The sequence below is a fragment of the Methanobrevibacter olleyae genome, from assembly GCF_900114585.1.
GTDB lineage: Archaea > Methanobacteriota > Methanobacteria > Methanobacteriales > Methanobacteriaceae > Methanobrevibacter > Methanobrevibacter olleyae.
Genome location: NZ_FOTL01000027.1, coordinates 1 through 21,944 on the forward strand (window position 1 = coordinate 1; position 21,944 = coordinate 21,944).

Consider the following 21,944-nt stretch of genomic DNA (forward strand, 5'->3'; position numbering starts at 1 on the left):
TTTGATTTAAATGATTATTATGAAGCTGAAAAAGAATTACAAGGTTTAATTTATCGTAAAAATGAATTTCATAATGTTATTTATGAAATTATAAGAAAATTTATTGTTTCTAGGTATAAAAGCTTTATTTATCATTTAAAAGATAAGAAAATTGAGAGAACAACTAATAAGCTTGAAAATGCTTTTCAAAAAACTATGCCTAAATCAAGAAAAAGAACTTTTAAGACTATTCGTGGTGTTTTAAAGAGAATTTATCGCAGAGATTTGATTTGGAATGAAAATCGAAAACTTAATCAAGTTCATCAACAAAGTTTTTGAAAGAGCCTCTCTAACTTTTTAAGGATAAATTAAAATAGCCTTTTTTAATAATTTATTGATTATAGAATTTTTAGCATAGAATCTTTATTATAGAATTTTTAGTTTTAATATATTAGAATTAATTATTAATTTAAAAAAATTTCAGAAAATACTTAATTATTTTTTAATTAATTATTTCCAGTTTTAAGATTAGAAATATATTTAAATTTAGCTTCTCAGCATAATTATTTAAAAAAGATAAACTTTATATGTTATAAGAATAAAATAACTTATTGTTACTAAAACTATTGTTGCTAAAACTTTTTAACATTAATTTTATAACCTTTAGGAGGTTTTATTATGGCATTTAAAGATTTATTTAAATTTAAACAAGGACAAACTACTTTTATATTTGTAGGTGGAAAAGGAGGAGTAGGAAAAACTTCTATCTCTTCAGCTACTGCATTATGGTTAGCTAATCAAGGTAAAAAAACATTAATTGTATCAACTGATCCTGCTCATTCATTATCCGATTCTCTTGAACTTAGAATTGGACATTATCCAATTCAAATTAATGAAAACTTATTTGCAGTTGAAATTGACCCTGATAAGGCAATGGAAGAAAAACAAAGAGCTTTAGAAAATCAAAAATCTGTAGCAAATCCTGACCAATTATTAGGACTTGACTTTTTAGGGGAACAAATGGATTTAGCTTCTGCATCTCCTGGTGCTGATGAAGCAGCTGCATTTGAAGTATTTTTATCTGTGATGACTTCTAATGAATATGATGTCGTAGTGTTTGATACTGCACCAACTGGACATACCCTTAGATTATTATCTTTCCCTGAAGTTATGGATTCATGGGTAGGTAAATTGATGAAAGCTAAAGCAAAATTAGGAACTGCAGCAAATGCTTTAAAAAATATTGTTCCATTTATGGATGCAGATAATGATTTACAATCTAGTAAAGAATTGGAAGAAACCAAAAAACAAATTGATGAAGCTAAGTCTGTTTTATCTAATCCTGAAAGAACTAGTTTTAAAATGGTTGTTATTCCTGAAGAAATGTCTATTTATGAATCAGAAAGGGCTATTGAGGCTTTAAATAAATATGGCATTATAACTGATAGTATTATAGTCAATCAAGTGATGCCTGATATTTCAGATTGTGATTTCTGTCATTCAAGATACATGTTACAACAAAAACGTCTTGCATTGATTGACCAAAAGTTCAAAGATCAAGTTGTAGCTGAAGTTCCTTTATTTAAAGATGAAGTTAAAGGTCAAGAAAAATTATTAAAATTAGCTGAAATCCTATATGAAGAAAAAGACAATGATGAAGTACAACAGAACATAATCCAATTATAGGATTATATTCTACTTTTTTCTATTTTTACTATTTTTACTTATTTTTAATTATTCTTTCTATTTTTATTTATTTTTACTTATTTTTACTATTTTTAATTATTCTTTCTATTTTTACTATTTTTACTTATTTTTTCTATTTTATTATTTCAATATTTCTTATTATTTAATAGCATACTTTATATTCTAGAAATACTATAAATTTATTTGTAGTTTAATTATTATTTTCAAAGTTTTTCAAATATTTAATATTTCAAATTTAAATTCATATAAATTATTTTAAATATTAAATATTATTTCTAAGTTTTTGCTTTTTTTTAAATGAGGGTTATTTTTAATTATTTTCTAAAAAGGAGACTATTAATGAACCCCAATAATTTAAAACTAAAAGAAATAATGAAATTTAATCCTGAAGAAATATCTGATGATGATATGGTGCTATTTGTTAATGAATTCATGAGTTCTAATTTAATCATGTTATGTGAATTAGATTATGAAATTGAAGTAATTAATGAAGAAAATCAATACTTAAGTTTTGATGATTTTAGTGAATTTAATATTATAAGACTTGAAGATGATGAGGGTAATGAATTTATTCCATTATTTACAGATGATGATGAAATTTTTGACTTAGAAGTTCCAGGTTATGGTATTGTAATCTCTATGAGTGATTTAGCTAATTTATTATTTGATAATCCTGAAAATAATGAAAATTTAGAAGGCTTAATTTTAAATCCTTTTACAGATTATGCAGCTTCAATTCCTTATTCTTCTTTACTTGGAATGTTTAATCTTATAGAATGTGATGATCCTGACTGTAATCACGAAGATCATAATTAAAATTAGGTTTTTTCTTTTTTAATTCTTCTCTGTTTTTCTCTTATTTTTTATTTTATAATATTTGTTTCCATTTTTAATTTTTTTTAATTGGTCTCTGTTTTTCTTTAATTTTTTATTTCATTATCTAAACATTATTTTACTTCTTTACAAATACAATATTTACAAGTATAATACTCATTACTTCTCATTTTTAATTCTTCTTTTATATCACAATAGTAATTAATCTTATTATTCTTTTCTTCTTTAAAAACGGTCTTACCATTACTAAAGTCCATTCCCACAGGGTGTAATGGCTTTCTAGCTATTAAACTTAAATACAAACAAATAGATTCAATGAATTTTTTAAAAATTTCTTCACTTTCAGGGGAACAGCCATCAAAAAATTTAGCTATTTCTTTTTTAATGCTATATATTTTCTTATCGGAAATTTCAATATTCTCCTCACTTTCCTCATCAATATTTAATGAGATAATCTCTTTATAGTTTTCAATATTATAAGCTGACACTTGTTTAGATATTGGGTTAATGTCTACCTTTTTCACTTTTTCTTCTAAAACCTTTATATCGTAATCTTTGATATTTTCTTTAATTTCTTCTAATAGATCTCGTGTTTTCATTTTAATCACTTATATTGCTTATTTATAAATATTTAAAATATTCAATATTATAATTCTGTATATCTAAAACATTCATGAATGTGGTTATTTATTATTCCAATAGATTCTAAATAAGAATAAATGATTGTAGTTCCTACAAATTTCATTCCTCTTTCCTTTAAATCTTTAGCTATTTGATTTGAAAGTGGGGAATTAGTTTGATAATTTTCTTCACTATCTTTTAATATTTGATTATCTGTAAAATGCCAAATATAATTAGAAAAAGAACCGAATTCTTCCTGTATTTCTATAAAGATATTTGCATTATTAATTGCAGCATTTATCTTTCCTTTATGTCTGATTATTCCTTTATCGTTTCTCAGTTCTTCTATTTTATCTTCATCGTAATTTGCCACTTTTCTAACATCAAAGTTATCAAAAGAATTTCTAAAGTTTTCTCTTTTCTTAAGTATTGTAATCCATGCAAGCCCTGCTTGAAATGATTCAAGAACAAGCATTTCAAATAATTCTCTATCATCGTAGGTAGGTACTCCCCATTCTTTATCATGATATTCTACATAAACATCATCTACATCTTCAGCCCAAGAGCAACGTTTTTTATTCATAGAATCACTTTAAATAAGCTTAAAATTTTAATTTAATAAGATTTTATTTAATTAAATTTAATCTAATAAGTTTGAGTAAATTTTTATTAGATAAATTCATTGTTTTATTAAATATTTGTTTTTAAATTATTTATTATTTTATTTTAAAAATTATTTATATTAATTTTTTTTAGTGATGAGGTCAATCATTTTTTTCTTTAAAAATTATTTATATTAAAAAATTAAAATAATAATCATATGTTAATTAATGCAGATTTACATACTCATAGTTGTTTTTCAGCAGCTACTTCAAAGGACATGGTAATTAGCAATATAGCTCCAAAGTCTCGTGAAAAGGGATTAAACTTAGTTGGTACTGGGGATGCTTTTCATCCTAAATGGTTAGATATTATAGAAGAAAGTACAGACTATAAGGGAGATGGAATATATTCCCATAAAGATTGTGATTTTGTTTTAACAACAGAGGTAGAGGCTAAACATAAAATTCATCATTTAATTATTTTGCCGAATATTGAAGTTGCTCGTGAATTGTCTCATAAATTAGTATCTTCCAATAAATATATTGATGGAAGACCAAGAAGTCCTTTAAGTGGTGCTGAACTTTTAGAGCTTGTTAAGGAATATGATTGTATGATTGGACCTGCTCATGCATTTACTCCCTGGACAGGTATGTATAAAACTTATGATAGTATTTATGATTGCTATGGGAAGAAGCCTGACTTTGTGGAATTAGGTTTATCTGCAGATACTGATATGGCTGATACTGTAAAAGAACTATCTGATTTTGTATTTTTAACTAATTCTGATGCACATTCTCCATGGCCTCATAGATTAGGGAGGGAGTTTAATCAAATAGAGATGAAAGATATTTCATACTCTTCACTTCAAAAAGCATTAAAACATAAGGATGTTAAAGCAAATTATGGCCTTCTTCCTAATTTAGGAAAGTATCATATGACTGCATGTACTAATTGTTACAAAATCATAGATCCTGAAATTGCAAAGTCTAATAATATGAAATGCTCTTGTGGAGGAAGAATTAAAAAGGGAGTAGATTTTAGAATTAGTGAAATTGCAGATTATAAGAACGCCAAACATCCGAGCTTTAGGCCTCCTTATGTTCATTTAATGCCTCTTGCTGAAATTATTAGTATGATTTACGATAAAGGAATCACTACTAAAACAGTTCAAAGGACTTGGCAAAGATTAATTGATTCATTTGGTCCTGAAATAGATGTTTTAATAAATACTCAATTAGAAGATATTTCAAAAATAGATGATAAAATAGCCCTTGGAATAGAAGGATTTAGAAATAAAACACTTGATGTAGTTCCTGGAGGTGGAGGAAAATATGGTGAAATACATTTTAGTGAAAGAATAGATGAGCCTAAGCCTAAATCTGAGAAAATACTTACTTTAGATAATTTTTAATCTTTTCTTAACCTTATAAGAATTTATTTCAGATGATTTATAGTCTTTTTTTATTTATTATTTTTAATTCCTTAATTTTAGATTTAATATTGTAATTAGAATTATAAATAGTTACAATGATTGGATATTTTTTAAAATAGAAATTTAAACAGGCTTGGCGGGATTTGAACCCGCGGTCTTTAGATTAGGAGTCTAACGCCTTATCCAAACTGGGCTACAAGCCTATTATAATTGATTTAGAAGCATTTAAGATATATTAAGCCTTCTTATTTTCTAAGATTATGATAAAAAAATAGTTAAAAATAGTAATAGAGCGGACCCGCCGGGATTTGAACCCGGGACCTTCGGATTAGAAGTCCGACGCCCTGTCCAGCTAGGCTACGGGCCCTATATACAACATTTAATATTATGTTTTTTATGATATATAAAACTATTGGTAAACTTTTTGTTTGCTTTTTTATTAATTTAAATAATTTTTTTTTAAAAAATAATCTTTTAATAATGTTATATTTTTTAAATATTATTAATTTTTTAATAATTCAATTAAGCACTTAAAAAATAAAAAAAATTAAATTAAATGAATAATTTAATTTTTTATATGAAAGTATTTATTTACTGTCCTCATCAGTTGAATTACTGGTTTTATTGGTTTTAGTTGAGTTTTTAGACTTATTATCATCTCCACCATCATCCTTTCCTGGTGAAACTTCATTACTCCATGCACCTTCTAAAATTTTACCAGTACCTGATCCAACAAGTGCATAGCCAGTATTACCTTTAGAGTCTTTTAAAAGACAAGTGTAATATCCGCGAGAATTATATTTTACACTATAACACCAGGAACCTTCCCATCCAGCATTTTCAGCTATTTTTTTAGCTTTTTCAGGACTGATATTGTGTTTAGTTGTAGAACTTGAGCTAGAGCCACTACTGCCACTTGAGTTAGCACTACCACTACCACTATTTGTACCATTTCCAGTTATTCCTGTTCCGTTTCCACCAGTGGAGTTATTTCCTATTCCAGTATTACCTTTTTCATCAGGTGTAAATCCTGAAAGGTCATTAAATACATTATTACTATCATTAATTAATCCATATGCTGTTACTCCTGCAGCAATACATAATACGATTATTACAGAAATAATAATGCTTGAATTATCCATATTTTCACCTCTTATAAAAAGATTCAATATTTTTTAAGATAATTATATATAAATTTAAAAATCATTTTTCATAAATTCAAAATCTTTTTAACAAAAATATTATCAAAATATTTTTTAATTTTTTAAATTGACAATATAGTATTTTATTTAGCAAAGCTATATTATAAATTTATTTATTTTCATTGTTTTTATGATTTTTTTAAAATTAGTTTTTTAGCTGATGTTTTATACTGGGGATATGATTTTTTTAAAATTAGTTTTCTTATTTTTATTATTTTAAATTTTATTTAAAAAAAGTTTTTAAGTTATTTTAATTTAAGTAATTATTTTAACTTTATTTTTTTATTTTTTTAAAAGAAATAAAAGGAATATAATTTAATTATATTCCACAATATTAATTAAGGACTATATTTTTCCTAAGTTTTTACCACTATAACTAATTGCTATTGCATCAACTACAGTTCCATTGGAATTTGCAATATAACAAATATATTGGGTTCCATCATCTTTAACATTACTGACATAAGCTCCTTCTTCACCAATAAAACCACTAGCTATGCTTTTTGCTTGACTGGAACTTATTTTACTTGGTTCTTGGTTCTGACTTGAGTTTCCAGAACTACTACTTCCAGATCCTCCATTTGAACTAGATGAACCAGAATTACTTCCTCCATTTGAGGAAGTTCCGCTTCCACCATTGTTTCCACTACTACTAGAACTTGAGCTTCCTGAAGTAGAAGCACCTGAATTAGTTCCATTCTTTGAATCAGTACCTAAATCACCTATTCCATTATCACTAGGACTTGAGCTTTCTGGTGAGAATCCAGTTAAATCATTAAAAACTGTATTTTCACCTTCGCTTATTCCATAAGCAGTTACTCCTGCAGCAATACATAAAACGATAATTACAGATATAATTATATTGGAATTGTCCATTTTTTCACCTCCTTCATTTGGAAGATATTTATAGATAAAACTTTAAATTATTTTTTTAATTTATTTTTTAAATATTTATTAAAATTAAAAAATCTTAATACTTTTTATTTTTTAAATATTTATTAAAATTAAAAACTCTTAATAATTTTTATTTTTTAAAATATTTGTTGAATTAAAAATTCTTAATAATTTTCATATTATTATTAGTTCATTATCTTAAATATATTTTTTCATAAATTTTTGCATTGTTTTTCATTTATTTTTATGCTGTGAAAAGTAAAAATTTAAAAAATTTGTCATTCTTATTTGTCATGATTTATCATTTTAATTTTTTAGCTTAACCTAATTAATTCAATTTATTTAATGCCTATGTTCTTGTTTTCTTTCTATTTTCTTAATTCTTAATGAATTTTATTTCCTTTCCTGATATTTAGGCCAACCTAAAAAATAAAAGTATTTAAATCTTTCTTTTTGATTTTAAAAGTTTAATTTATATTAGTTTACTGTAATATATATTAACGTTAGTTTCTAACTTTTAAAATTTTAAATAAAATAAGAGGTGACACATTTGAGCGATAAAATAGTTATATCCCCAACATCTCGTCAAGAAGGTCATGCAGAACTTGTCATGGAAATTGACGATGAAGGGATAGTTACCAAAGGTAGATACTTCAGTATCACACCTGTCAGAGGCTTAGAGAAAATGGTTACAGGTAAAGCACCTGAGTCTGCACCAGTTCTTTGTCAAAGAATCTGTGGGGTATGTCCAATACCTCATACAATGGCATCTGTTGAAGCAATGGATGACTCTTTAGACATTGAAATTCCAAAAGCAGCGGCATTGTTAAGAGAATTAACAATATCTGCTTCTAACTTAAACAGTCATGCAATTCACCATTTCTTAGTTGCACCTGACTTCGTACCTGAGGATCTTTTCAAAACTGCAGTTGACAGTGTTGGAACAATTAGGAAAAATGCACAATATGTTGTAGATATGGTTGCTGGTGAAGGTATCCACCCATCTGATGTCAGAATTGGTGGTATGGCAAGAAACCTTTCAGAACTTGCACGTAAAAAATTATACACCAGACTTAAAGCATTAGTCCCAGTATTAGACAATCATGTTGAATTAATAACTAATTTAGTCCTTGAAAAGGATATTCCTGAAGGATTAGGTGTTATTGATGCTCCTGTATTTGCAAGTGATGTTGTTTACGGTAAAAGAGAATTCTTCGATCTTGATAGATTTACTGAAATTGTACCAGAATTATGGTATGATGATCCAGAAATTGGTAAAAGAGCATGTACTACTGTACCATTATACGATGGTTTAAATGTAGAAACTGGTCCTAGAGCAAGATTAGATAGATTCCAAGCTTACAAAGAAAGAGGTGTTGTAGCTCAACACTTAGCTAGAGCTCGTGAAATGAAAACTTACCTTTCCAGAGCTATTGCTATCTTAGATGAATTAGATACTTCTGCCCCTACTCTCGCAGATTTTGACCCAAGAGGTACCAATAAATTAGGTATAGGTGTAATAGAAGCTCCTAGAGGAACTGATATTCACTTAGCACAAGTAAAAGATGGAAAAACTGCATTTTACAGTGCTTTAGTACCAACTACTTGGAACATCCCAACTATGGGTCCTGCAACTGAAGGATTCCATCATGAATGGGGACCTCATGTTATTAGAGCTTACGACCCATGTTTATCTTGTGCAACTCATGTAATGGTAGTTGACGATGAAGATAAATCTATAGTCGAAAATAAAATGGTGAGAATTTAAATTAATTTATTTTAATAGGATGGAAATTTATGCCTTATGACACAGCAAGATTAGTAGTTGGATGTGGAAACATCTTGTTTAAAGATGATGGATTTGGGCCAACAGTTATTCATAAGATTGAAGAAAAACTTCAAAATGGGGAAATTGAAAAACCTGAAGATACTCAGTTTATTGATGCAGGAACTGGAGCAACACATTTTATCTTTTCCATGCCTGATGACAATTGGAAAAAAATAATTGTAATTGATGTTGTAGAATGGGATGCAGAACCTGGTACCCTTAGATATTTCAGTCCTTATGACATGCCTAAAGGTAAGTATGAAAATGCACATACATGGCCTGTAGAAGAACCACTTCATGATTTAGCGGATAGAGGCATTGAAGTTGTTATTGTTGGTTGTAAACCCGCAGAGATTACTGCACCTGATGTTGATTTGGGCCTTACAGAGCCGGTAGAGGCAGCTATTCCAGAAGCTATTGAAATGATATTAAAAGAACTTAATTAGGGGTTTAGCAATGCTTGCAAGAATTAAAAACAGTATTAGAAAATTTTTAGGCCTTGAAGCTAAACCGGATGAAGATGATGATGCAAAAGCTAAACTAAAACAAGAAATTAAAAAAGAAGTTGAAGCTCAATCCAAGCCTGCTGAAGATGCTAAAAAAGAAGCAGATGCTAAAAGAGCTGAAGAAGAGGCAAAACAAGCAGAATCATCTGAAATAACTAATGAATCTTCAACTCAGGAGGTTGAAAAAGTGGCTGACAAACCAAAAATAGGATATATTCACATGAGTGGTTGTACTGGAGACGGTATGTCATTAACTGAAAACTATGACATTCTCTCAACCTTACTCACTGATATGGTGGACATTGTTTACGGAACAACTTTAGTAGATTTATGGGAAATGCCTGAAATGGATTTAGCATTAGTCGAAGGGTCTGTCTGTTTACAAGATGAACACAGTGTAAAAGAACTTATGGAAGTAAGAGAAAAAGCAGGATTAGTTTGCGCATTTGGATCTTGTGCAATGACTGGTTGTTTCACTCGTTACTCACGTGGTGGACAATTAGCTCAACCAAAACATGAATCATTTGTACCAATTTCTGACTTAGTAAAAGTAGATTGTGCTATTCCAGGATGCCCAGCATCCCCAGAGATTATTGCAAAAGTTGTAGTTGCATTAATTAACGGAGACATGGATTACTTACAACCTATGTTAGATATGGCAGCATGCAACTTAGCGTGTGGTTGTGACTTACAAACAAATGTTGTAAGCAGAGCATTATGTACTGGTTGTGGAACTTGTGTATTAGCTTGTCCAACTAGAGCTCTTGAAATGATAGAAGGTAGACCTTCCCACAATAAAAACAGATGTATTAAATGTGGTGCATGTTCTACTCACTGTCCAAGAACATGGTTCCCTGAAGAGCAAATCAAAAAAGACTTAGGATTATAGGAGGATATTAAAATGGCATTCGGTACATATAAAGAAGTAGTATCTGCTAGAGCTACTGATAAACAAATCCAAAAAGTCGCACAAGATGGTGGAATCGTAACAGCTTTATTAACTTATGCTTTAGAGGAAAATATTATTGAAGGTGCAATCGTAGCTGGTGACACCGAAGATGCATGGAAACCAGAACCTACTATTGCAATGACTCCAGAAGAAATTATTGCAGCAGCAGGTACTAAATACACCTTCTCTCCAAATGCAATCAAATTAAAAGAAGCTGTAAGACAATATGGTCTTGAAAAGATTGGAACTGTAGGAACTCCTTGTCAAATAATGGGATTAAGAAAAATGCAATCTTATCCATTTTCTACCAGATTTGTTGCAGATAAAATTGCATTATTAATCGGTATTTTCTGTATGGAAAACTTCCCAAGAGATTCCTTAAAAACTTTTGTAGAAGGAAAAATGAATTCTTCCTTAGAAAATGTTAACAAGATGGATATTGGAAAAGGAAAATTCTGGATTACTGATCCTGAAAAAGAATCTGGACTTGCATTAAAAGAAACCCACGGATATGAACAAGCTGGATGTAACATTTGTCTTGACTATGTTGCAGAATTAGCTGATCTATCTACTGGATCTGTAGGTTCTCCAGATGGATGGTCTACTGTGTTCACTAGAACTGACAGTGGAGCAGACATCTTTACCGCAGCTGTTGAAGCTGGTGTAATCGAAACCAAATCTATGGATGATGTAAAACCAGGTTTAGAATTACTCGAAAAATTAACTAACGGTAAAAAGGATAAAGGTAGACAAGAGATTGAAAGAAGAGTTAATATGGGACTTTCAACTCCTTTCTAAACTCTTTTTTCTTTTTTCTTTTTTATTTAATTTCTTTATTCTTCTATTTTTTTTAAAATTTTCAACTATTTTTAACTATTTTTAAGTATTTTTCACTATTTTTAACTACTTTGAAATGATTTATCTTAATTTAGCATTTTTCTTTTTTGCACTGATTTCTTATTTTTAAAATTAGAACCATTTTTTAATTTAATCAAAATAATAATTAATAGTAATTAATAGTAATTAATAATAATTAAATAATAACTTGAATTATTTTTTCAGATTTAATCAAACAATTAATATATAATAAAATAAAAACTCTAATATAACATATACAATTATAATTTAATAATAATAATAAATTTGAATTTAGATTATCTGGGAAAATTATGAAGAAATTAAGTAAAATTGGTATATTATCATTTTTTATTATTTTAAGCATTTCTTTTGCAAGTGCTTCAGACTTAGATAATGATAATAATCAATATTGTATTAGCGAAAATATTATTAGTGAAAATAATATTCAAGAGATTTCTATTGATGAAGCTTCTGTTACTCAAGAGATGGGAGAGGATATCTCTTTAAATGAAAAAATAGAAAATAAGCCATCTTTTTCTAATTCTAATCAATTTTATGATGTAAATTATGATGTGGATTATAAAAATTCTGATTTAAGCTATAAAAATTGTGATGCGAGTTATATTGATAATATTGATAATAATTATAACGATTGTACTGATTATAATAATTATAATAATCGTAATGATTATAAAGATTATAATAATTATAATAATTATAATAATTGTAATAATTATGAGGTGTTTGATTCTCGCTTGATTGTTGATAATGAAATTAATGAAAAAAACTCTCAAAAAGGTCTTTTATCTTTACAGCCTAGTGAAAATATACATAAACTAAGCCCTAGTAATTATTCAAGATATTTCAAAAATTCTTATGTAAATACATCTATTGTTAAATCTGGAGATATTATTGATTTATCTGGTAATTTTAATAAAGTGAATTTTACATTTACAATTCCTTGCTCAATTACAAGTAGCTTAAATGATGCTTATCTTACTAACTGTGTAATTAAATATGAAAACCTTAACTCTACAACTTATTCAAATGTTTCTAATTTGAAATTTACAACAGATATTGAAAAACATCCATCTGTTTATATAGTTTATTCAAGCCATGTAAATGTTTTTAACTGTAATGCTTATTCTACTGGTGCAAATAGCAATCCAACTCTTTTAGTAGGTTCTAGATATTGTAATATTCACCATAATGTTTTTGAAACTACTTTTACCGGTTATATGAATATGTCTTGGAAACGTGCAGGTATTTTACTTGGTGAGTCTCATTATAATAATATTTATTCTAATTTTGTAACTGTTAAAGACTCAAATCCTATTTATTTAACAACTTATGGCTTTGATAAATCTAATTACAACAATATTTATAATAACACTGTCACATCTTCTGCTATTAGTGAAGAAACTGGTTTACATAATCCTTCTGCATGGGCTTATGGTATTCATATAATGGGAGATTATAATAGCATTATAAATAATACAATTTATAATCTGTATAGGGGAGTAGATTCGGAAGGTAGCTTTAACCAGATTATTGGCAACAAGATTTATAATTTAGTAGGAAGTTATTATGAAGGAAATAATGGTACTGATGGTGGAGATTATGGAATTCATGCCTCTTATAGTAATGTAATTATTAATAATACAATTCAGGATAGTAAAATAACCGGGTCTGCTATTTATATTAGTGTAAATTGCACTGCTTTAGATAATGTCATTCAAAATATATCTGGAGCAAATGCTATTGAATTTTCTATTTCTGGGTCCAATACTTTAGTGGATAATAATTTAATTAATATGACTTCAGGTAATGGTATTTACATTAGAGGAAATATGACAAATGTAACTTTATCTAAGAATATTATTAGCTCTCCCGATGCTACAGCTATTTTAATCAAGGCCTTGTCAAAAGCAAAGTATCCGGATTTTATTATCATTGAAAACAATATGATCCTTGATTTTAATAGAAGTGCTATTGATTTTTCAGATATTGAATCTAAGGCAAATATTAGCTCATTGAATAATTCTATTATTATAACTAACGCTACATTTTTTAATACATTTGACAATCAAGGATTCTTAAAAAATCAAAAATCTATTGACTATATTTTATTTAAAGGAATCTTCTCTAATTTGCCTATTGATTCAATCACAATTAATCAAAATATCTCTATTTTAGGTTTAGATTCTCAAATTATGGATATTCCTTTCATCATTAATTCTTCAAACATTAAAATTGAAAATATTTCATTAAATATTGGAAAGAGTATTGATGCTTTTTATTTAGATAATGTTGAGAATATAAGCTTTATAAATAATACTATAATTGTAGATTCTAAAAACTATGCTTTAGTTTTAAATAATTCAAAAATTAGCATGCTTGATAATTTCATTATTATTAATGATTATAATCCAGCTATATTAAATGATAACGCAAGTTATATTTTATATGGTGAAAATATTATTCAAACGTTATTTGATATTGATATTCTATCGCTTAATGATTCTATATTTAAAATCACGGTATATATTGTAGGTGATGATAATTATAATTCATTATTTAATTCGGAAGGAAAGTTTTATGATGATTTTGATATAACTATTGGAGATACTTTGAAAATTGCTAATTTAACTAATAAAACTATTAGAATTGATATACCATTAATCATTTCATCTTATAAAGATTCTATAATTAATAATTCCACTATAATATTGGAGGATATGGCTTCAAATACCAGTATCACTAATTTAAAATTTAAATTAGAAAACAATAGTATCAATAAAGATTTTTCATTTATTAGAATTAAAGATGGAGTATCTAACTTAATCATTGCGAATAATCAGTTTTATGTTTCTAATATTAGTGGTGAAGCTAGTTTATCTGCTGTTAAAATTCTTGGATTTGATGAGGGTGCTAGAAATATAAAATTATTAAATAATATTTTTAATTTATCTGCAGATTCAGCTTCTGTTTTAGCTATTTCTGTACTTAATGAAGGATTGGATAATTATAATGAAATTACAGATGCTTTATCAATTTTGAATAATGATATTTATATTTACAATAGTCATGAAGATGGTTTGGCTTATGGAATTAATATAGTAAACAGTAATAACTTAGAGATATCCTCTAATAATGTTTATTCTAATGGAAATACTGCATTTGGTGTTTATATTAGCAAAGTAACAAACTACATTATAAAAGAAAATCTTATTGATGTAAGTGGCTTTAATTATCAAAAATTTATTCATTATCTTAATTCAATAGATTTCAATAATGGATCTTATGATTTTAATATAGCTAGTTATATATCTGAGAATCTGACTAATACTGATTCAGCTATTTGTGTAGAAAATTGTCAAAATCCAGTATTAAGAACTAATGAGCTTTATGAAAACGGTGCTTTAGTAAGTGTCATTCATTCTAATAATCCTAGTCAAGATATTCAAAATATTATTAAAAGTTCAAGTAATGGGGATATTATTTATTTAGGAAACAATGTTTATTCTATTAAATATTCTTTAATAATTAATAAATCTATTAGTTTAGTAGGTGGAACTTTAGTAGATAATATTGATTCAAGTGGAGGGGGCTTATTGGATAATATTAATTTAGAAAATAATAATCCTTTGTTTATAATATTACCTAAATCTAATCTTCAAAATACTGTTAATTTGCTTAATATGACTGTGATATTTGATAATAATGATTTGTTTGTTTTATCTCTCTTAAAAAATTCTACAAATCCAATAGACATTGATTATCCTATCATTAATATTAAAAATAATACTTTCCTAAAAATGAATAATGAACTTGATGGAGAATCAATCAATCTTATTAAATCAATTGCAGAAAGGGCTTTATTAAAGTTTATAAATAATATTAATCTTGAAAATAACAATCTTATAGAGAATATGAATCAGATTAGATATTATCTCTTTAATGATTCTAGTTCTAATGAAATTAATTTTAAAAATGGCATTAAAACTATTATTGTATCTAATAATTTAGTTTGTACTGCCTTAGATAAAGATATTTATGGAAATAGTATGAAATATTTTGAAGCTAAATTATTAGATGAAAATAATAATCCTTTAGCAAGTAAATCAATTTATATTTCATATAACAATGCAATTTATAATCTTATAAGTGATTCTAATGGAATTATTAAATTAGCAGTTGGTATCAATACTTATGGAATTTATAATCTTCTAATTAGCTTTCTTGGTGATAGTAGATATGGTGCTTCATTTTCAGGAGCTAAATTAACTGTCAATAAACAAAAGGCAAGTTTAACAGTTCCAAACAAATCTTATCTAGTAACAGCAAATAAATATTTGACAGCTACATTTAAAGATATAAATGGCAAAGCAATTAAAAATAAAAAGATTAGTTTTATTTTAAATGGCAAAACTTATAGGGTTTATACCAATTCAAAAGGGGTCGCTACTGTTAAAGTTAAAATAAGTGCTGCTAAAACTTATACTGTCACAGTTAATTATGAGGGGGATAGTGTTTATAGTTCAATTAGTAAATCTTCAAAATTTTATATTAAAAAGATTAGCACAAAGCTTATTGTAAAAAACAGATCTTATAAAAAATCTAAAAAGATTAAAAAACTAACTGCCACCTTAAAGACAAAAAGTGGAAAAGCTATTGCTAAAAAGAAATTAACTTTCATTGTAAATGGTAAGAAATACACTGTAAAAACAAATAAAAAAGGGGTAGCTACTTTTAAAGTTAATTTACCTAAAAAGAAAACTTATAAGCTTAGAGTTAAGTTTGCAGGGGATAATATTTATCTAAAAGCAAGCAAAAAAGCTAAAGTTAAAATAAAATGATTTATTTGATGAATATTTTCCTGCTATTTTTTATTTATTTTTATTTTTTTTAAATTTTTCTTATTTAATTTACGAAATCCTCGTCTGTTTTTACTTTATTTTTTTTTAAATTTTTCTTATTTAACTTATGAAATCCTAGTCTGTTTTTACTTTATTTTTTTTTAAATTTTTCTTATTTAACTTATGAAATCCTCGTCTGTTTTTACTTTATTTTTTCTAAATTCATTATTACTTTAAAATAATTTTGAATATTAAATCAAATATAATTTATTTTTTATAAAATTTAATAGAAAACTTTTTTAATAGTTATATAAATATATATTACCAATCAAAACTTTTCAAGTATTTTGGTTAAATTTGTAAATTTTTTTTTAAAAAAAATTAGCATATATGAATTATGAATTTAGGAAGAGGTTTTTTTGTTATGAAGCTTAGTAAATTCACAGCCATTTTAGCTATTTTATTGATTTCAATATTGGCTATAGGGGCTGTAAGTGCGGAATCTGTAGATGATACAGATATTGTCACTATAACAGAAGGAGATGGTGGTGATATTCAAGAATCTATTGAACCTACAGAATCCATAGATAATATAGGTACTGCAGATACTGCAGATATGATTGTTGAAGATGATGGTAGTGCTGTTAGAGATGAAGGTGCAAATAGCTATGATCTTGATGATGATAGCTATTCTACATATTTCAATGTTGATGGTACTACTACTGGTGCTTTAAGTGCTGATGGTAATTATTCTTTAAATCTTGGTACTTTAACTAATAAGGATATTAAGATTGACTCTGGTTCTAATATTAATATAACTGCTAAAGATGGTGCAGGCTTTATTAATAATGGTACCATTACTATTGGTGATGGTGCTGGTAGTGCGGGTTCTATTATTATTTCTGGTTTAACTTTCACAAACATTAATAAGGATGGTATAGTTGTTAAACAATATTCTAATAAAGTTACTATTGATGATAATAAGTTTAATTTAACTTATGATAGTAGTTATTCTGATTCTCCTATGGCTATTGTTACTAAAGGTTATGTTGATGAAACTACTATTACTAATAATAAAATTATTATGAACAGTGCAGCGGATTATACTTATGGTATTGATTTAGCCTATTACATTACTTGGACTGAATATGGCAGTAGCAATGCTGAACATTTCTATCTAGCTAACAATGACATCAATATTGTTTCTACCACTAATAGTGGTATGGGTGAAGGTATGTATTTAGATAGCATTATTAATTCAGTTATTGAAAACAATTATATTAATGTTGTTACTGAGAATGCTGCCGTTGCTAATTATGGTATGCAAGTTTCTGATTCTTGGGGATTTCTTAATACTCCATTTGCATCTTCTCCTTATAATATAACCATTAAAAATAATACTGTTGTTTTAGATTCTGCTGATATGGCTTATGGTATTACTGTAATCAGTTTATGGCCATATGATGAAGCTTATGAAACAATTGTTAAAGATATTACTATTTCTGCTAATGATGTAACTATCAATTCTCAAACTGGTGCTGTTGGTATTGGTGCTAAATCTTCTGATGTAAGTATCACTGATAACAAAGTCAATATTAGTGCTGATGTTTCTAAAGATGTTCAAGCTTATGCTGATCCTGCATTTGGTAATGAGAGTTATGCTATTTTTGTAAATAACTTTGATAAAGATAATGGATATTATGTAAATAATACTGTAACTGGTAATATTATTGTCTCTAATGTTCAAGCTATTAAAACCACTAAGGATGATGATAATGTTCAACCATTAACCATTGAAAATAATGAGATACAACAGATTTTAATTGATGATGACACTTATGATACTTACTTCAATGTTGATGGTACTATTAAAGATGATGCTCCTATTAGTGCAAATTATATTCTTCTTTTAGGTGATTTAAATGATAAAAAATTAGTTATTGACATTCCATTAACTATAAATGCAGTTCCAAATAAAAAATTAGTAAACTCTATAATCAATCTTATTGCTGGTGCTGATAATACTGTCATTGAAGGTTTAACTATGGAATTTACTGGTGATGAAAACACTGGTTCTGTTGGAATTATTTACATTAAAGAGGTAAGTAATGTAACTATTTCTAACAATAAAATCACTGTTCCTAACTTCGTTGATAAACCTGATGCAAGCTGGGGTTCTAGTGTTTATGCTATTGAAGTTGAAAGTGGTGCTTTAGGTTGCAATGATATTATTATTGCTAATAATCTAATTGATATTAAAGGTAATAATAGTTATCTTTATGGTATTGATGTATTCCAAACTTGGGGTTCAGAAAATAGAAATAAAAATATTAATGTCTTTGAAAATAATGTTACTATTAATGGCGGATCTAGAATGGCTGAAGGCATTTATATAAGTGCTTCAGATGATGTTGTGGTGAATGGCAACAATATTTGTACTATATCTGATGGTGCAGCTTATGGTATTGCTACTGACCAGTTAAAGGATGCAATGATCACATCTAACAATATTACTGCAGAATCAGCTACTATGGCTTATGGTATTACTGCAACTACTTCTGGCAGTAATGTTACTATTCGTGGAAATGATGTCAATACTAAAGGTACTGGTGCTGTTGGTGTTGGCATTAACAAACAAGATGGAATAACTATTGAAGATAATACAATTGTTATTGATGGCGGTGATTTTACCACTATAACTTCTTATGATAGTTTAGGCACTGCAAATGCAGCTATTTTAGTTGGAGAGGGTAATACAAATATTAAATTATCTGGTAATAATGTAAGTGAAACTAGTGCAGTTAGATTAAACTCCACTATTGAAGTAAATAATCTTAGTCTTACTGCTGCTCCAAGTGGAAATGGCAATTTAGAAATGGTATTAAAAACTATTAGTGGTAGCATCTTGAAAAATCAAACCATAAATGTAGTATTCAACAATCAAATGTTTGAATTAACTACTGATGATAAAGGTGTTGCAAGATTACCATTTGCTCTTAATAAAGCAGGTATCTATAATGTAAATATCTTCTACTTAGGGGATGATAATTACAGAGGATTTGATACAAGTGCAAAAATAACTATTAATAAACTTGCAACTAAAACCAGTTCTGCTGATAAAACTTATTTAGCTACCTTAAATGGTAAAACTATAACTGCCACTTTAAAAGATGCAAAAGGTAATGTTCTTGCGAATAAAGCCCTTACTTTCGTTGTAAATGGTAAATCTTACACTGTAAAAACTAATGCTAAAGGTATTGCTACTTTAAAATTATCATTAACTGCTGCAAAAACTTATACTGTAAGTATTAAATTTGCAGGTGACAGTGTTTACGATGCATCTGCTGTTTCAGCTAAATTTAAACTCAACAAAGAGAAAACTAAAATAACTGCTCCTAAAAAGACTTTCAAAAAATCTGCAAAAACTAAAAAGGTTGTAATTACTCTTAAAAACTCTAAAGGTAAAGCTATCGCTAAGAAGAAAGTTACTTTAATTGTTAATAAGAAAAAATACACTGTAAAAACTAATAAAAAAGGTAAAGCAAGCATTAAAGTTAAATTAACTAAAAAAGGTACCTTTAAATACACAGTTAAATTTGCAGGTGACAGTCAATACAAGTCAGTTAAAAAGGCTGGTAAAATTAGAATAAAATAAGTTTCTTTTGTTTTTCTAGTGTTTGAGCATTTGCTCAAATCCTAGACTTTTTTATTTTTTTAATTTCTATTTTTTTAGATTTTTATTTTCATTGTAATTTTTAGTTCTATTGTAATTTATTTTGTATCTATTTTTTTAAAAAAGAGAATTTATTTAACTACCTTATTCTGAAATTTTTAAAATTAAACTATTTTTTTTAAAAAAGAGAATTTATTCAGATATTTTATCTAAATTAATTATAAGTTGGGCTGAAAAAAAGAAAATTATTATTTATAAGTTAATTGAAAAAAAAAAAGAAAATTTAAAGTGTAGTAATATGACAACCATCACTTTCAACAATTATAGTATGCTCTTTTTGTGATACCCATGCACCTGTTCTTTCTTTAAGTGCGGCATATGGATAGATGGCCATAGCATCACCTAATTGTTTAAGGCCTGAGTTCACTCTATGTTCATTAAAGTTTTCTGTAAGCCAACGTCCACTAAATGGTAAGTAACGATAATTTTTTTCAATGTGTTGAAGCATTCTTTGAGTATTTTTCATACGGAATGGTTTGTTTTGTAAAAATGAAAAGATATATGCATTTGGACAGTCATTTACAATACCTTCACCATTAGTTGCAAAAGGTTCGATTGCTACAGCTTGTCCTTCTTCAAGAATTGTTGGATCGTTATTATCATAATTTGGTACTGAAATACCTGCATGTAAATTCCAATGTTCAAGACTGTGACCTGTAAGGTTTCTAACGGGGTTCAGCCCATATTCTGCAATTGCTTCTTCAACTGCTCTACCTACATCACAAACTTTAACACCAGCTCTTATAGTACTTATTGCAGCTTCAAGTCCTGCTTCTGATGCATCAATAATTCTTTGATTGAGTTTTAAAGTTTCTTCATCAAAAAGTTCTTCTAAATTGTCTCCAGGAACCATTATTGTAACTGCAGAGTCTGCAATATAACCATTAACTTCAGCTCCGAGATCAAGCTTCACTAGATCTCCTGTAACCATTTTATTAGTATCTCCTGCAGGAGAAGTATAATGGGCAGTTATTTCATTTATAGAAACATTACATGGAAATGCAATACCTGCACCAGCTTTTAATATTTCACTTTCTACAAATTCTACTAAATCTAGAATTTGCAAGTCATTTTTAATCATTTTTGAAGCATCTGATCTAACTTTTGATACGATTTTTCCAGCTTCTTCATAAGATTTAATTTCATCGGTCATGCTATCACTTAGATTTATGAAATAAGAATATTTAATTATTTTTTAAACATTCTTATTTTTTTAGTTCATTTTATTTTTTTGATTTAGTATTAGTTAATCATAATTTTTTTAATATATTTTGAATTTTTAAGAATTTATATAAAAATTTTTATATACTCTTAATTATATAATATACTTATTCTTATTTAAATATCTTTAATTTATATTTGAATAATGTTTAATATTTATTGAATTATAATTTAAATTAATATGTTTTAAGAATAATTTAAAAAAGCAATTTTAAATGAGATTTTTTATAATTTATTAAAAATTATGATTTTTATGGAGGTAAATCTATGGCTAGTGAAGTTATTCCATCTCAAATTTTCATTCTTATTTTAGTATTTATATTGGCTATTGTTGTCATTATTGTTGTAAGTCAATGGAAAAAAGTAAGCCAATCTAATAATACTTTAAAATTAATGGAAAAAGAAATTGAGCTTAAAAAAATAGCTATGGTTGAAAAGGATTTAGAAAATAAACGCATGATGGAAAATCCAATTAAATTACCTGTAGAACAACAAGAACAGCTCACTCAAATTAGAGATTCTACTTCTGAAGTTATGAGTAATGTAGGATATTTGCATAGTGAAATCAATGAACGTTTAGCTCGCCTTGAAGCTCAAACTGAACTTAAAAAATTAGAAAAAATGCTTAAAGATATTGAACTTAAAGAGAAAAAACTTAATAAAAAATAGATATTCAATTCTATGGGTTTAATTATTTAAAATATTAGGTTGATATATA

The 21,944-nt window shown here is 27.1% G+C and carries 15 protein-coding genes, 2 tRNA genes and 1 pseudogene; 11 read left to right on the forward strand and 7 right to left on the reverse strand.

Translation table 11 applies throughout. From position 1 onward, the window contains the following. The 3 genes and pseudogenes from BM020_RS07350 to BM020_RS07360 form a co-directional block, all read left to right on the forward strand. A pseudogene (locus BM020_RS07350) lies at nucleotides 1–318 on the forward strand (DDE-type integrase/transposase/recombinase); the annotation flags it as partial. 339 nt (nucleotides 319–657) lie between these two features. Beyond that, a complete protein-coding gene (locus BM020_RS07355) occupies nucleotides 658–1,665 on the forward strand; it encodes an ArsA family ATPase (RefSeq protein WP_067148804.1) in 1,008 nt (335 codons plus the stop codon). 360 nt (nucleotides 1,666–2,025) lie between these two features. Beyond that, the gene (locus BM020_RS07360; protein WP_067148807.1) at nucleotides 2,026–2,502 is read left to right on the forward strand and encodes an SseB family protein; all 477 of its coding nucleotides are present in this window, start codon (nucleotides 2,026–2,028) and stop codon (nucleotides 2,500–2,502) included. A 131-nt stretch (nucleotides 2,503–2,633) separates the two neighbouring features. Here BM020_RS07360 and BM020_RS07365 read toward each other — a convergent pair whose 3' ends face one another. After that, nucleotides 2,634–3,119, reverse strand: a complete 486-nt coding sequence (locus BM020_RS07365; RefSeq protein ID WP_067148810.1) for a DUF2115 family protein — start codon at nucleotides 3,117–3,119, stop codon at nucleotides 2,634–2,636. Nucleotides 3,120–3,166: 47 nt separating this feature from the next. Then, nucleotides 3,167–3,724 carry a DNA-3-methyladenine glycosylase I gene (locus BM020_RS07370; RefSeq protein ID WP_067148813.1) on the reverse strand — a complete coding sequence of 186 codons (558 nt, stop codon included), beginning with the start codon at nucleotides 3,722–3,724 and terminating at the stop codon, nucleotides 3,167–3,169. A gap of 237 nt (nucleotides 3,725–3,961) precedes the next feature. Here BM020_RS07370 and BM020_RS07375 point away from each other — a divergent pair, with 237 nt between their 5' ends. Further along, the gene (locus BM020_RS07375; protein WP_067148816.1) at nucleotides 3,962–5,155 is read left to right on the forward strand and encodes a TIGR00375 family protein; all 1,194 of its coding nucleotides are present in this window, start codon (nucleotides 3,962–3,964) and stop codon (nucleotides 5,153–5,155) included. Between the two features lie 149 nt (nucleotides 5,156–5,304). Here BM020_RS07375 and BM020_RS07380 read toward each other — a convergent pair. The 4 genes from BM020_RS07380 to BM020_RS07395 form a co-directional block, all read right to left on the reverse strand. Then, nucleotides 5,305–5,379: transfer RNA gene (locus BM020_RS07380), tRNA-Arg, on the reverse strand. 90 nt (nucleotides 5,380–5,469) lie between these two features. After that, nucleotides 5,470–5,543 (reverse strand) — tRNA-Arg (locus tag BM020_RS07385). A gap of 220 nt (nucleotides 5,544–5,763) precedes the next feature. Continuing rightward, on the reverse strand, nucleotides 5,764–6,318 hold the full coding sequence (locus tag BM020_RS07390; protein WP_067148819.1) for a hypothetical protein: 555 nt from the start codon (nucleotides 6,316–6,318) through the stop codon (nucleotides 5,764–5,766). Nucleotides 6,319–6,723: 405 nt separating this feature from the next. Next, nucleotides 6,724–7,254: a hypothetical protein gene (locus BM020_RS07395; RefSeq protein WP_067148822.1), complete on the reverse strand. Its 531-nt coding sequence runs from the start codon at nucleotides 7,252–7,254 to the stop codon at nucleotides 6,724–6,726. Nucleotides 7,255–7,822: 568 nt separating this feature from the next. On the opposite strand from BM020_RS07395, the gene frhA reads away from it, so the two are divergent. From frhA to BM020_RS07425, 6 genes are all read left to right on the forward strand, one after another. Next, entirely contained in the window at nucleotides 7,823–9,040 is a 1,218-nt protein-coding gene (gene frhA, locus BM020_RS07400; RefSeq protein ID WP_067148825.1) for a coenzyme F420 hydrogenase subunit alpha, read from the forward strand. A 29-nt stretch (nucleotides 9,041–9,069) separates the two neighbouring features. Next, complete coding sequence (gene frhD, locus BM020_RS07405; protein WP_067148827.1) at nucleotides 9,070–9,546, forward strand: coenzyme F420-reducing hydrogenase, FrhD protein; 477 nt, start codon at nucleotides 9,070–9,072, stop codon at nucleotides 9,544–9,546. A gap of 10 nt (nucleotides 9,547–9,556) precedes the next feature. Beyond that, a complete protein-coding gene (gene frhG / locus BM020_RS07410; protein ID WP_200781258.1) occupies nucleotides 9,557–10,495 on the forward strand; it encodes a coenzyme F420 hydrogenase subunit gamma in 939 nt (312 codons plus the stop codon). 12 nt (nucleotides 10,496–10,507) lie between these two features. Next, nucleotides 10,508–11,353: a coenzyme F420 hydrogenase subunit beta gene (frhB, locus tag BM020_RS07415; protein ID WP_067148830.1), complete on the forward strand. Its 846-nt coding sequence runs from the start codon at nucleotides 10,508–10,510 to the stop codon at nucleotides 11,351–11,353. 371 nt (nucleotides 11,354–11,724) lie between these two features. Continuing rightward, nucleotides 11,725–16,272, forward strand: coding sequence for a hypothetical protein (locus BM020_RS07420; RefSeq protein ID WP_067148834.1), 4,548 nt, complete (start codon nucleotides 11,725–11,727; stop codon nucleotides 16,270–16,272). Nucleotides 16,273–16,696: 424 nt separating this feature from the next. After that, nucleotides 16,697–19,927 carry an Ig-like domain-containing protein gene (locus BM020_RS07425; RefSeq protein WP_158499620.1) on the forward strand — a complete coding sequence of 1,077 codons (3,231 nt, stop codon included), beginning with the start codon at nucleotides 16,697–16,699 and terminating at the stop codon, nucleotides 19,925–19,927. 301 nt (nucleotides 19,928–20,228) lie between these two features. Here BM020_RS07425 and map read toward each other — a convergent pair whose 3' ends face one another. Then, entirely contained in the window at nucleotides 20,229–21,158 is a 930-nt protein-coding gene (gene map / locus BM020_RS07430) for a type II methionyl aminopeptidase (protein WP_067148840.1), read from the reverse strand. Between the two features lie 335 nt (nucleotides 21,159–21,493). Here map and BM020_RS07435 point away from each other — a divergent pair, with 335 nt between their 5' ends. Continuing rightward, nucleotides 21,494–21,895 carry a hypothetical protein gene (locus BM020_RS07435; RefSeq protein WP_067148844.1) on the forward strand — a complete coding sequence of 134 codons (402 nt, stop codon included), beginning with the start codon at nucleotides 21,494–21,496 and terminating at the stop codon, nucleotides 21,893–21,895. Nucleotides 21,896–21,944: the final 49 nt, after the last annotated feature.